Origin of the sequence: Methylosarcina fibrata AML-C10 (genome assembly GCF_000372865.1) — a bacterium.
Taxonomy (GTDB): domain Bacteria; phylum Pseudomonadota; class Gammaproteobacteria; order Methylococcales; family Methylomonadaceae; genus Methylosarcina; species Methylosarcina fibrata.
On the sequence record NZ_KB889965.1, the window covers coordinates 60,386 to 73,582 of the forward strand.

Below are 13,197 nucleotides of genomic sequence, written 5' to 3' on the forward strand. Positions count from 1 at the left end.
TGTCCCTGTTCCGGATTCATTGGTATTCGCCGTACAATTTAGCATATAGGCCGTTTTGAGCGATTAAAGTTTCGTGTTGTCCCTGTTCGCAAATCCTGCCGCCTTCGAAGACGTAGACATGATCGGCCTGTTTGACCGCGCTGAGCCGATGCGCGATGATCAGCGTCGTGCGTCCCTGCAGAAAACCGCCCAGGGCGAGATGCAGCTTGTGTTCGGTTTCGCTGTCGAGCGCCGAGGTCGCCTCGTCGAGAATGACCACTTTCGGGTCGGCGACGATCATCCGGGCGATCGCCATGCGTTGCCGCTGGCCGCCGGAAAGCCGCATGCCGTGACGGCCCACGACCGTGTCCAGGCCTTTGTCGAGATCCCTGACGATGCGGTCCATCTGTGCGATGGCCAGCGCTTCCCACAATTGCTCGTCGGTGGCGTCCCGACCGAGGGTCAGATTGGCGCGGATGGTGTCGTTGAACAGAATCGGATGCTGCAGCACGGTGACGACGTTCTCCCGAACGACTTCGAGTCCGATTCTTTCAATGGCGACCTCGTCGAAATAAATTTTGCCGGCGGTCGGCGGGTACAGGCCGATCAGGGTTTGTATCAGAGTCGACTTGCCGCCCCCGCTGGCGCCCACCAGCGCCACTTTTTCCCCGGCATTGATTTTTAACTGAATGCCGTTCAGGACGCTTTCCTCTCCGTAGCTGAAATGCAGATCCTCTATCCGGATCGATACCGTTTTTTTGTCGAGGAACGGATTTTCCAGATGCGGATAGTGAGGCTCCTGTTTCAGCACGCGCAGCTTGTTGATGCGTGCCAGCGCCGCTTTGGCCGCGTAAAAAGCGTACTGGATGTTGAGCACTTCCTGGACCGGCCCCATCATGAACCACAGATAGCCGAATACCGCGAGCATCTGGCCTATACTGAGATCGGAATAAAACACCATCAGCATCGCCAGCGCCCGGAAGATATCGAATCCGAATAAAAAAATCAGAAAACTGAGACGGGTGGCGGCATCGCTTTTCCAGGCGTAAGCCGACGAATAATCCTTGACGTACCTTGCCGATTCGATCAATTGCCGGCAATAATGTTTTTCGCGGTTGCTGGCGCGAATCTGGTGGATCGCTTCAAGCGTTTCGGTCAGGGCTTCCTGGAACACCTGATAAGCCGAATTTTCTTTGTTTTTCAAATCTTTGACGCGAGATCCGGCGACCCGGGTGAAATAAATGACGACCGGGTTCAGCAGCAGAATAAACAAGCCCAGTTGCCAGTGCATCCAGAGTAAAATGACGGCCGTGCCGACGATGGTCAGGCTGGCCACCAGCAGTTTGCTGACGGTATTGCCGATAAAATTGTCGATCGTATCCAGATCGGTCACCAGATGCGTGACGATGGCTCCGGTGCCCAGGCTTTCGTATTCGGACATCGAAATGGTTTGCAGGTGTCCGATCAGGCTTTTGCGGATGCGGAAGATGATGTCCTTGGCAATGCACGAAAAATGCCGGGCCTGGATGATGTTGAAAAGAATCGCGATCAGCCGCAGCAGCAAACTGGCCAGCAGGACCACGGTAATGTAGAGGATCGGCCCGTGCCAGTGGTCGGGAAACCAGGGATTGATGAAACGGATGACGATGCCGGGCTTTTTCAGCAGGACTTCGTCTACCAGGAGCGGCATCAGCAGGGGTACCGGAACGCTGACGACGGTCGCAAGAACGGCGATAAAATGAGAGTATATCAGTACTTTTTTATGCTCTAAGGCGATTTTATAAAAAGTATTCCAGTTGTAAGCAGAGAGGGACGGTTGGGAAGAACGCTGGGCTGGCACGGACATACGAAAAAATGGTTACAAGGCATCAATTATAACTTCGAGCCTTGTCTTTAGAAATAGTTTACCGAGTCCGGCGCGCCGGCTCGGCGGAGGAGCGATGCGGCAATTCGACGATTTTATTATCTGCAACCGGAGCAGGCCTGAAACGTCATGAGAAACTTTGTGCTTGGCGTCGTCTTGACGTGTTTTCCGGTCTTCGTGCCCGCGGCCGTTTCCGCACCGGTTCAGGAACGGCAAAGGCAGGATTTCCTGCTGGCCGAGAAAATGATCTCTTCGGGCGACGACCCGAATTTTTTCAGACTGAGCGCCGGTTTAACCGATTATCCCTTGTATCCTTATCTGCAATACCAGTGGTTAAAGGAGCATTTGGCGCACACCGGAAAAATCCTGGACTTTTTACAGACCTATCGGGAAACCCGCTATGCCGATTTGCTGAGGTCCCGGTGGCTGGTTTATCTGGCCGATCATCAGCGCTGGCAAGAGTTTGTTCAATATTTTAGCGCCGATGGCGACCTGGCTCTCGAATGCCGATGGCATTGGGCCAATTACAATCTCGGCCATCGGGATCAGGCTCTGGCGGAAGCCAGACGGCTATGGAGCCTGGGAGCTTCCCAGCCGCCGGCCTGCGAACCGCTGTTTTCGCTGCTGGTGGTTTCTTCGCAGTTGACTCCCGATCTGATCTGGCAGCGTTTCGAACTGGCGCTTACCGCAGACCGCGTGCCTCTGGCCGATTATTTACGGCGCTTGCTGGACGGCAACGAACGGCAACTGGCCGACGTCTGGATGCGGATACATCAGCAGCCGAAACTCATTCAGAAAAATCCGTTTCCGGACGAAAACGATCCGCGGCTTGGACGGCTCTTTGCCCATGCCGTCGAGCGGCTGGCCAGGACCGATCTCGATCTGGCGGTCGGCATCTGGGATGCGAATAAACAGCATCCCTTGCTCGATAGCCGGACGGTTCAACGAATCGAACGCAATCTGGCTCTGGCGCTGGCGTACAACCATAAGCCGGATGCCTATCGGCGGCTGAATCAATTGCCGGACTCCGACAAGGAGGTCAGGGAATGGAAGGTGAGGGCGGCCTTGCTCGAGCAGGATTGGCGGCGTATTAACGAAGCCCTGTCCGGCCTGGCTCCAGAAGAGCTCAAGGAAACTCGGTGGCAGTATTGGCAGGCGAGGTCGCTGGCCGCCAAAGGGGAGCGGGCCGATGCCGACAATCTCTATCTCAAGCTGGCGGAGGACCGGAGTTTTTACGGTTTTCTGGCGGCGGACGCCGCGGCCAGACCTTATAGTTTGTCCGATAAACCGGTCTCTCCGGCGGCCAATGACATCGAGGCGCTGGCGGCGGCAACCGCTTTCCGGGCAGCCTATGAGCTGAGGTATCTGAATCGGCCGCTGGAAGCCGAGCGGCAGTGGTGGCATGCGGTAAAAAAATTGAACAAGGAGCGGCTGACGGCAGCGGCCAAACTGGCCCAGTCCTGGCACTGGGATTCGGTTGCAATAAAGACTCTGGCCAAGGCCGACTATTGGGACGATCTGGCGCTTCGTTTCCCTCTCGGTTACATGCCGCAAGTTCAGAACAATGCTTACCGTTATCAGCTCGACCCCGCCGTGGTGCTGGGCCTGATGCGCCAGGAAAGCATGCTCGACAGCAATGCTCTTTCCCCGGTCGGCGCGCGTGGGCTGATGCAGCTCATGCCGAAAACGGGCCGGCAGATCGCTCAGGAACTGAAGGAGCGCTGGTCGTCCGAAAACAGCCTGTTCAATCCCGACGTCAACATCAGCTATGGCGCCTATTATTATAAAAGCTTGCTGAATCGCTATAACGGCCATGCGGCGCTGGCGACCGCCGCCTACAATGCAGGCCCGGCCCGGGTGGCGAAATGGCTGCCCCAGGCCGGCCCGATGGCGGCGGACGTCTGGATTGAAACCATACCTTATAAGGAAACCCGGAAGTACGTCATCTCGGTCTTGTCCTACGTCATCATTTATCAGCACCGCATGCAGGAAGATGCGCTAAAAATGAAAGACTTCATGCGGGATATACCGCCGGGCTAAAAATGAGCTGATTTTTTTCAGGCTCTGATAGATAATATAAGCAACAGAATGAATTTATTATAAGGTACATAAGTAATGGAGAAACCGCATAGTTTAACGCGCGAAGATTTGTTGAAGTCCGGACGGGGGGAGCTTTACGGACCCAATAATGCGCAATTGCCCTTGCCGCCTATGCTGATGATGGATCGTATTACCCTTATTACCGATGAAGGCGGTTTGTACGGTAAGGGCGAGATCATTGCCGAGCTGGACATTCATCCCGATCTGTGGTTTTTTGCCTGCCACTTTCAGGGCGATCCGGTCATGCCGGGCTGTCTGGGCCTGGATGCCATGTGGCAGTTGGTCGGGTTCTTTTTATGCTGGATGGGCGGTCCGGGCAAAGGACGAGCGCTGGGTGTGGGCGAAGTCAAATTTACCGGACAAGTATTGCCGACCTCTAAAAAAGTGATTTACAGAATTCACATCAAAAGATTGATCATGCGCAAGCTGGTAATGGGAATTGCCGACGCTACCATGGAAGTGGACGGAAAAGTGATCTATGAAGCGACGGATCTTAGAGTAGGTCTGTTTACTTCAACAGAAGATTTCTAGGGTTTATAGCAATGAGAAGAGTAGTTGTCACCGGTTTGGGAATCGTTTCCAGCATCGGAAATAACCGGCATGAAGTAGTCGAGTCGTTAAAACAGGGTCGTTCCGGCATCGTTTTTTCCGAAGTATACAAAGAGTTGGGGTTTCGCAGCCAGATTCACGGCGCGATCCAGATCGACATGGACCAATTCATCGATCGTAAAATCAAACGATTCATGGGCGATGGAGCTGCGTTCAATTATATTGCCATGCAGCAGGCGATCGAGGATTCCGGTCTGGAAGCGTCGGAAGTTTCCAATTTCCGAAGCGGGCTGGTGATGGGGTCCGGCGGGCCTTCCACGTCGAATCTGGTGGATGCGGCCGATATTTTACGCGAGAAAGGCGTGAAAAAAGTCGGGCCGTACATGGTGACCCGGACTATGTCCAGCACCAACACCGCCTGCCTGGCGACGCCGTTTAAAATAAAAGGCGTCAATTATTCGATCAGCTCGGCCTGTGCGACCAGCGCCCATTGCATCGGCCACGCGATGGAACTGATTCAAATGGGCAAACAGGACGTTGTTTTCGCCGGCGGCGGCGAAGAAGTCCATTGGACGATGTCGGTGTTGTTCGACGGCATGGGCGCCTTGTCTTCCAAATACAACGACACGCCGGCGACGGCGTCCAGGCCGTATGACGAAACCCGCGACGGTTTCGTCATTTCCGGCGGCGGCGGCGTGCTGGTCATGGAGGAGCTGGAGCACGCCAAAGCCCGCGGCGCCAAAATCTATGCCGAACTGACCGGCTACGGCGCCACCTCCGACGGTTACGACATGGTGCAGCCGTCGGGCGAAGGCGCGGTGCGCTGCATGCAGCAGGCGATGGCGACGGTGAAAGGCAAAGTCGATTACATCAATGCGCACGGCACCAGTACGCCGGTGGGCGATACCAAGGAGCTCGAAGCCGTGCGCGCGGTGTTCGGCCAGGATCGGATGCCCTGGGTCAGTTCCACCAAATCGCTGACCGGCCATGCTCTGGGCGCCGCCGGTGTAAACGAGGCGATCTATTCCTTGCTGATGATGGAAGAAAACTTTCTCAGCGCCTCGGCCAACATCACACAGCTCGATCCGGCTGCCGAAGGCATACCGATCGTTCGCGAGCGCCAGGACAATGTCACCCTGAACACCATCATGTCGAACAGTTTCGGTTTCGGCGGCACCAACGCCACGCTGGTATTCGAACGTTACCGCGGCTAAGGCTTCTTTTGAACGGGACGGCGAGTTCGTCCCGTTTTTTACACCCTTAACAGTTTCATATTTCTTTGATCGTGTCGGAATTCAAACAGAAGACCAGAACCCAGTTCAACAAATTGCAAAAGCGCCTGCGTCATTACGTCGGCGACGCCATCGCCGATTACAACATGATCGAAGACGGCGACAAGGTCATGGTCTGTCTGTCCGGCGGCAAGGATTCCTATACCTTGCTCGACATTCTGCTGAATCTGCAAAAAACCGCGCCGATCGAATTCGAACTGGTCGCCGTCAACCTGGACCAGAAGCAGCCCGGCTTTCCCGAGCATGTCTTGCCCGAGTATCTGGAATCGCTCGGCGTTCCCTACCACATCATCGAACGGGACACCTACAGCGTCGTCAAGCGCATCATACCGGAAGGCAGCACGACCTGCGGCCTGTGTTCCAGATTGCGACGGGGGACTTTGTACGGCTATGCCGAAGAAAACGGCATTACCAAAATTGCCTTGGGCCATCATCGCGACGACATCCTGGAAACGTTCTTTCTGAACATCTTTTACGGAGGCAAGCTTAAGGCGATGCCGCCCAAGCTGCTCAGCGACGACAAAAAGAATATCGTGATTCGGCCGCTGGCTTACTGCCGCGAGAAAGACATCGAACGCTTTGCCGCGTTCAAGAATTTTCCGATCATTCCCTGCAATTTATGCGGCTCCCAGGAGAATCTGCAAAGAAAGGCCATGAAAGCGATGTTGAGAGGCTGGGACAAGCAATTTCCGGGACGGCTGGAAACCATCTTCACCAGTCTCAAGAACGTGGCTCCGTCGCAACTGGCGGACAATCAACTCTTCGATTTTGCCGGGCTCCGGCGAATTCCGGGAGACCTCATGGAAACCGAGGCCGGAAAACCGAACCGGGATTTGTTGGCCGAATCGGTTTTTTCCTTATAGGCGGGTCGGAACATCGGCCGATAATGAATCCGTTCGGCGCCGACTCTCCGGGCTGGAATCGATCCTTTTTTCTACCGTGACCCGAAGGCCCTGAACATGAACGACCTCCCTCACCGCATCCTGCGCTTTGTTGTCGAAGCCAATTTTTATATTTCGGTGATCAGCCTGATGGCGGTCGGCGTGACGTCGATGAGCGAAAGCCGTCCGCTTTTTGAGTTCCACGAGGATCTGTACGGGCCATTGGCCAATAATCTCCGGATGATGCTGATTTATTTGGGGATGGCCGAAGTGATCCTCTGCGTCTATTGCTTTTTTCTTCGGCAATTCAAGGTTTTCATCGCAGCCGGATTTTTCCTGATTCTGACCAGCGGATCCTTGAAGTTTTACGCCGCGATCAACGATATCGTCGTCGATGAAAATTTCTCCGTGTTCTTCCTGTATCTCGGTTTGTCGCACATCTTATACGGTATCGTGAAATATAAGGAAGCACAGGGGCAGGAAATGCCGCGCTGAAGGGCGCGCGTTTTTCTCTCCATACCGGCTTTCTGCCGTTCAAACGCACGGTTCTTGGCTCTGGCCGAAGCTTGAGGCCGGGCCTCCAGAATGATGCGGATGCTCTTTTGCGAAGAGAGCGGCCGATAGAATCTTTACTCCCGTTTCCGGATTTGTCCGGTCCGGCCTTCCAGTTGATTCGTTCGAACAGCAGGATGAGCGGGAATTTCTTTCTTCGTTGACAGACTGAATAAAGCCGCTAGGCCGTCTATACTTAGCCATCTTGGGTTTTCAATGGCAGAGCTTATGGACCGCTTCGAACGCGTTTATCAACTGCATACCATCCTGTCCGGCCGGCGCATTCCGATCGCCGGCAAAGACTTACAGGAGCGCCTGGAATGCTCCGAAATTACCGTCAAGCGGCTCATCGGCGTCATGCGCAATCACTTCGACGCACCGATCGTGTATGATCGGCAGTTGCACGGCTACCGCTACGACAATCAAAACGGTGCGCATCCGTATGAACTGCCGGGCCTCTGGTTCAACGCCGACGAACTGTGGGGCCTTCTGACCTGCCATACTCTGCTCAGCAAACTGTCGCAAGGCATCTTCGGCGATCACGTGGCGCAATTGCAAAAGCGCATCGAGAAATTGCTCGGGCTGGACAACAGCAGTGCGCGGCGCAAACTCGAAAGCGTCAAGATTCTGCCCCTGGGAGCCAGGCAGAAGGGCGCCGATCCTTTGTTCAACAAAATCGCTTCCGCGCTGTTCGATGGCCGGCAATTGCATCTGACCTACGAGGCGCGCAGCAGCGGGAAAACGACCGAACGCGACGTATCGCCTCAGACTTTAGTCTATTACCGCGATAATTGGTATCTCGACGCCTGGTGCCACCTGAAAAACGAGCTGCGCACTTTCGCGGTCGAAAACATCCACGCAGCCATCCGCCTGGACCGGTCCGCCAAAACCTTCATCCGTGCCGAACTGGATGCCTATTTCTCCTCCGCTTACGGCATCTTTTCCGGAACAGCCGAGCATCTCGCCAGGCTCAAATTCACCCCCGAACGCACCCGCTGGATCAAGGACGAACACTGGCATTCCGCGCAACAGGGCCGCTGGCTTGTCGACGGCAGCTACGAACTGACCGTCCCCTTCAGCGACCACCGCGAACTGTTGATGGACATCCTCAAACACGGCCGCCACGTCGAAGTCCTCGAACCGGAGTTTTTAAGGCAGGCCGTTCAGGATGAAATCGAGGCGATGAAAAAAATTTACCAAAAAGACGAGACTGGGATCATCGAATGATACGGTGGCTATGGATAATGCAGTTTCGAGTTTGAAAAACCGGCGACATTGACGATGACAGAAGAAACCAACAAAGAACCTCCGCTGTATTATCGCTATTGGGGCAAGGCCAAACCGGATGCAGAAGGCGCAGGACCGGCTTATCATTTGCTGCCGTTTCATTGTCTGGATGTGGCGGCGGTGGCGGATGTCTGGTTATATCGAAGCAACAGTCTGCGCCGCCGTTTCACTGACATAACTGGCTTGAGTAACGAGCGAACCCGAGCCTGGTTATTATTTTTCATCGCATTGCATGATTACGGCAAGTTTGATCTACGTTTTCAACGTAAAGCGGGCGAGGCCTGGAAGAGGGTAAATCCTGAATTATCTGCTGTGCAGGCACAATTACGCGGGGACGAGATTAAAAATTATTATCATGGCCCGGCAGGCTTGTATTGGTTTTGTCAGGATTTAACCCAAAGGTTTTCGTTCGGCGAAAGCGATTTTTGTTTTGACGATAATGACGATTGGAACGCGTGGTGCAGTTGGCTGGCGCCAGTCGTTGGACATCATGGCATTGTCCCGGAGAGCCATATCAAGGATACTTTCGAATACGATTTGTGCTTATCTGACGAGCTAAAAACCGCTTTCAAACAAAGCCGCCTGCAATGGCTGCAAATGTTGGAACGGCTGTTTTTGCAATCTGCCGGGATCGCGTTGAGCGACAACCCGCCGGAACTGAAAACCGGCAATAACAAGCAAACGCCGGCAACCATGCTGGCCGGTTTTTGTTCAGTGTGCGATTGGTTGGGCTCTTCAGAGCGCTTCGATTACGACGACAAGCCCTACGACGATTTTGATTCGCTTCAACACTGGTATGTCAAGCGCCTTACTCTTGCGGAAACGGCATTGATCGATGCGGGTATCATCAGCCAGATCAAGTCGTACCGATCCGTTGATGTCTTGCTTGATCATGGCAACAAACCGCGCCAAGTCCAATGCTTGGTCGATAGTCTGTCGGTAACGCCGGGTTTAACCATCATCGAAGCGTCAACCGGCTCCGGCAAAACCGAAACGGCTTTGGCTTACGCTTGGCGGCATTTGGCGTTGGGATTGGCCGACAGCATCGTGTTTGCCTTACCGACGCAGGCCACGGCGAACGCCATGTTAAGCCGCTTGGAAAAAGCCGCGCCGCTGTTGTTTGCCAACCAGACCAACGTCGTGCTAGCGCACGGGCGTGCCAAATATCAACAAAATTTCATCGACTTAATGCAAGCCTGCCAGCCTAAAACCGCGCAAGGCCATGAAGAAGCCTGGGTGCAATGCGGCAACTGGCTGGCGCAAAGCCGTAAACGGGTGTTTCTCGGCCAAATCGGCGTTTGTACCGTCGATCAGATGCTGGTATCGGTATTGCCGGTCAAACACAAGTTCGTGCGCGGATTCGGGATCGGCCGTAGCGTATTGATTGTCGACGAAGTGCATGCCTACGACAGCTATATGTACGGACTGCTGGAAGCCGTGCTGGAACAACAACGCTTAGCCGGCGGTAGCGCGATTTTGTTGTCGGCAACTTTGCCGTTCGAACAAAAGCGGCAATTGGCAAGAGCCTGGAATTGCGATTTGCCTGACGAAAACAATCGTTATCCGTTGATTAGCCATTGCCGGGACGGCCGCGCCGAATTTTTCGATTTATCAGCTATGCCACAGCAACAACCGAAACCGACAGCAGTTACTATCGAGTTACTGAAACGGCCGGATTTATTGCCGGACGACGAATTGTTCCAGCGTCTGCTAGACGCGGTCGAACAAGGCGCTCAAGTTTGCCTGGTCTGCAATCTGGTTGCCGTGGCTCAGCAGTTTTATCAGGTTCTGCTGCAACGTATTCAACAGTCGCAAACGCTCAACGAAGAGCAAATCTTGCTTTTCCATTCCCGTTTCATTTTTGCTGATCGCCAGAAAAAGGAGCAAACCGTGCTCGAATGGTTTGGGCCGGACTCGGCCGAACGCCGCAATACAGGCCATTTGCTGATTGCCACCCAGGTAGTCGAACAGTCGCTGGATCTCGATTTCGACTGGCTGATTACCCAACTCTGTCCGGTGGATTTGCTGTTTCAACGCATGGGCCGGTTGCATCGTCATGCCAAAAATCAAAGCCGTCGCCCAGTCGGTTTTACCGAACCGGTGTGTACCGTCCTATTGCCGGAGAATATCGATTACGACTTGCATGCTTTGATTTACGGCAACAGCCGGGTACTTTGGCGGACGCAACAACTACTGGAGCAAGCCGAACGCGAAGATGGTTCTCGGTTGACGTTTCCGAATATTTATAGAGACTGGATTGAATCGGTTTATAACGAAGAGTCTCGGGATGGAGAGCCGGAAGCGGTGACAAAAAGCTTTGAAGCTTATAAAGATGCTTGCTATACCAGCCGCATGCTGGCTAAACAACTGATCAACAGTTCGATGCATGAACTGTCCGACAACGATTCTAATGTTTCGGCGCTCACTCGCGATGGAGACATGAATTTGAATATCTTACCCTTCTATCTGGATGCTCAAGGACGACGGTATTTGCTGAATGGCGATTGTTTGGACGATCTCGACGACAGCCGATTAGCCGAAGCGCTGAATCTGAACACCGTCGCCGTACCGCACAGTTGGGCCAATCGCGACCGGCTACCCAAAACCGATCAGGATGGCTTGATCCGCTTGCAATTGCAGCAGCAAGACGCTGGTGGATTTATCGCCAGCCATGGCCCAGACATTTATCACTACCACGCCGATACCGGCCTGATCCGCATCGAAACACCCAAGGAGAACGCATGAATCTACTGACCGACGCCTGGATACCGATTCAACAGCAAGGCCGTTATCAAAAAATCGGCCTGCAACAACTGCTATGCGGCGAAGCCGGCGGCGAACTCTGCTTGCCGCGCGACGACTTGGAACTGGCATGTTTGCAATTGCTTTGCGCGATCACACAGGTACTGTTTACGCCCAAGGACAAAAAGGAACTGGGGCGGTTTGTTCAGCAGCCTTTGGCGCCGGAAATCTATGCCGAAGCCTGCAAGGATAAATTGGACTGGTTTGACTTGGACCATCCGCAAACGCCGTTTATGCAGATACGCGGCGTCAGCGCCAAAGAGCCTACCCCAATGGATAAATTGTTGGCCGGCGTCGCCGACGGCACCAATAAAAGCTTTGTTAATCCAGCCGGTTTGGGCGAAGCCTTGTGCGGTGGTTGTGCGGCAGTTGCTTTATTCAACGTCGCCAATAATGCGCCGAGCATGGGCGGCGGTTTTAAGGGAAGTTTGCGCGGCAGCACGCCAATTACGGTTCTGATCAAAGGCAAGGATTTAAGACAGACTTTTTGGCTCAACGTCTTGACCCAAGAATCTGCTGAATCGGTCCTGCCTTGGTATGAAAGGACAAAAGATCAACGCCCCAACTATTTGGATACTGTTAAAGCGGAAGAAAAAATTCCGGCGTCGGCCATCGGTTTGACTCGCGGATTGTTATGGCAACCCGCTCATTTCGAGTTATTACCCGTCGAAAAAAATGCAACATGCAGTTGCTGCGGCTGCGAGGAACCGGTTTACCGAGGATTCAAAAAAGCCAAATTCAACTACACCGTGGAAGGCGTTTGGCCGCATCCGCTATCATCCCGCACCTTCGCGATCAAAAAAGGTGAAAGGGAAGAAAAGTTTCCGTCGTTTACCACGACCGCGCCAACGTGGACGCATTTGAGTAAGTTGGTCGTCGATCAGCAAAACGATAAAGAAGGCCAGCAAGCCGCACCGGTACTTCAACAGGCCAGATCTTTTATGGCCGCTGGCAAGATTCAATTGATCGTCGGTGGTTACCGCAACAACCAGGCGACCGTGTTGGAGCGCCGTCACGAGCTTTTCAGCTTGGCGCAAGGCTGGGCGGAACACGGTTTGGTGATTCATAAGATCATTGAGGGCGGCTTGGCCTATAAAACCGCGCTACGCAAAGCACTCTATCTGTTCGCAGTTGGTGTGAAAGATAAAGTCCACGGCTCCGGGATTAATCTTTGCGACCCCGTTGAAGCGAATTATTACCAGCAAACCGAAAATCTATTGCACCAGACCTTTGCAGGAGTGGACTTTTCCGAACCCGACTCCACGCTGCAGGCGTTAAATCGAAAGCTCAAGACAGTCATAATCGATTTATTCGAGCAAGCAACCGATCCCTACCGGCAAGAACCCAAAATGTTGAAAGCGCTGGCGCTAGCCAGACGATCCTTACACAAATCTCTTAAAGACTTGGAGCCCGAAGGAGCTAAAGCATGAGTGAAGAACGAAACCAAGGGCCGGATTTTGTCAGCCTGTACGAGCGTTACCAAAAACTGAAGCCCGGTTCGCAAGCCGAATTGAAGCGGGTAGCGCAGCCGGACGACTTGCTGGAAATACCGGCGTTTTATCGTTTGCTGTTAGACGCCAAAGCCAGCAAGGGTATGCAACGTTTGGTGTATTGCCTGCCATTGATTAAACATCTGGATAGTGGCGATTCGTTGGGCAAATCTCTGGCAAAAGCCGACATCAACGAAAAGCGCCTGTTCATGGTGATTCGTTCCCAGGAACCGAACGATTTGATCCAGTTGCGACGCTTGCTCAAACAAGTCGAACCCAAACTGGACTGGTTAGCGGCGGCCAAGACATTATATTACTGGAACGACCGCGCCAAGCGCCAATTGCTGGAAGACTTTTTCTTCTATCAAAATACCAAAACCAAAGAATCCGCTTAACCCCAA

General features: G+C 53.6%; 10 protein-coding genes. 9 read left to right on the forward strand and 1 reads right to left on the reverse strand.

All coding sequences use genetic code 11. The features are described from left to right. Positions 1-16 precede the first annotated feature (16 nt). Positions 17-1,825, reverse strand: a complete 1,809-nt coding sequence (locus tag A3OW_RS0100315) for an ABC transporter ATP-binding protein (protein ID WP_020561445.1) — start codon at positions 1,823-1,825, stop codon at positions 17-19. 147 nt (positions 1,826-1,972) lie between these two features. Here A3OW_RS0100315 and A3OW_RS0100320 point away from each other — a divergent pair, with 147 nt between their 5' ends. From A3OW_RS0100320 to casB, 9 genes are all read left to right on the forward strand, one after another. Continuing rightward, positions 1,973-3,883 (forward strand): transglycosylase SLT domain-containing protein, encoded by a 1,911-nt coding sequence (locus A3OW_RS0100320; RefSeq protein ID WP_020561446.1) that lies wholly within the window; start codon positions 1,973-1,975, stop codon positions 3,881-3,883. Positions 3,884-3,958: 75 nt separating this feature from the next. After that, positions 3,959-4,474 carry a 3-hydroxyacyl-[acyl-carrier-protein] dehydratase FabA gene (gene fabA, locus A3OW_RS0100325; RefSeq protein ID WP_020561447.1) on the forward strand — a complete coding sequence of 172 codons (516 nt, stop codon included), beginning with the start codon at positions 3,959-3,961 and terminating at the stop codon, positions 4,472-4,474. Positions 4,475-4,485: 11 nt separating this feature from the next. After that, a complete protein-coding gene (gene fabB / locus A3OW_RS0100330; protein ID WP_020561448.1) occupies positions 4,486-5,706 on the forward strand; it encodes a beta-ketoacyl-ACP synthase I in 1,221 nt (406 codons plus the stop codon). Between the two features lie 65 nt (positions 5,707-5,771). Beyond that, positions 5,772-6,647, forward strand: a complete 876-nt coding sequence (ttcA, locus tag A3OW_RS0100335; protein ID WP_020561449.1) for a tRNA 2-thiocytidine(32) synthetase TtcA — start codon at positions 5,772-5,774, stop codon at positions 6,645-6,647. 96 nt (positions 6,648-6,743) lie between these two features. Further along, the gene (locus tag A3OW_RS0100340; protein ID WP_020561450.1) at positions 6,744-7,160 is read left to right on the forward strand and encodes a hypothetical protein; all 417 of its coding nucleotides are present in this window, start codon (positions 6,744-6,746) and stop codon (positions 7,158-7,160) included. A 273-nt stretch (positions 7,161-7,433) separates the two neighbouring features. Next, positions 7,434-8,444 carry a helix-turn-helix transcriptional regulator gene (locus A3OW_RS0100345; RefSeq protein ID WP_232422300.1) on the forward strand — a complete coding sequence of 337 codons (1,011 nt, stop codon included), beginning with the start codon at positions 7,434-7,436 and terminating at the stop codon, positions 8,442-8,444. Between the two features lie 54 nt (positions 8,445-8,498). Beyond that, positions 8,499-11,249, forward strand: coding sequence for a CRISPR-associated helicase/endonuclease Cas3 (gene cas3, locus A3OW_RS0100350; RefSeq protein ID WP_020561452.1), 2,751 nt, complete (start codon positions 8,499-8,501; stop codon positions 11,247-11,249). Continuing rightward, the gene (gene casA / locus A3OW_RS0100355) at positions 11,246-12,736 is read left to right on the forward strand and encodes a type I-E CRISPR-associated protein Cse1/CasA (protein ID WP_020561453.1); all 1,491 of its coding nucleotides are present in this window, start codon (positions 11,246-11,248) and stop codon (positions 12,734-12,736) included. Before cas3 ends, casA begins: the two co-directional genes overlap by 4 nt. Then, positions 12,733-13,191: a type I-E CRISPR-associated protein Cse2/CasB gene (gene casB / locus A3OW_RS0100360; RefSeq protein ID WP_020561454.1), complete on the forward strand. Its 459-nt coding sequence runs from the start codon at positions 12,733-12,735 to the stop codon at positions 13,189-13,191. The genes casA and casB overlap by 4 nt, the downstream gene beginning before the upstream one ends. The last annotated feature ends 6 nt before the right edge of the window (positions 13,192-13,197 follow it).

Bases quoted from the DNA above. Each gene is read 5' to 3' on its own strand.
- A3OW_RS0100345 (WP_232422300.1), top strand. From the start codon at position 7,434: ATGGCAGAGCTTATGGACCGCTTCGAACGCGTTTATCAACTGCATACC.
- fabA (WP_020561447.1), top strand. From the start codon at position 3,959: ATGGAGAAACCGCATAGTTTAACGCGCGAAGATTTGTTGAAGTCCGGA.
- fabB (WP_020561448.1), top strand. From the start codon at position 4,486: ATGAGAAGAGTAGTTGTCACCGGTTTGGGAATCGTTTCCAGCATCGGA.
- casB (WP_020561454.1), top strand. From the start codon at position 12,733: ATGAGTGAAGAACGAAACCAAGGGCCGGATTTTGTCAGCCTGTACGAG.
- cas3 (WP_020561452.1), top strand. From the start codon at position 8,499: ATGACAGAAGAAACCAACAAAGAACCTCCGCTGTATTATCGCTATTGG.
- A3OW_RS0100320 (WP_020561446.1), top strand. From the start codon at position 1,973: ATGAGAAACTTTGTGCTTGGCGTCGTCTTGACGTGTTTTCCGGTCTTC.
- casA (WP_020561453.1), top strand. From the start codon at position 11,246: ATGAATCTACTGACCGACGCCTGGATACCGATTCAACAGCAAGGCCGT.
- A3OW_RS0100315 (WP_020561445.1), bottom strand. From the start codon at position 1,825: ATGTCCGTGCCAGCCCAGCGTTCTTCCCAACCGTCCCTCTCTGCTTAC.
- A3OW_RS0100340 (WP_020561450.1), top strand. From the start codon at position 6,744: ATGAACGACCTCCCTCACCGCATCCTGCGCTTTGTTGTCGAAGCCAAT.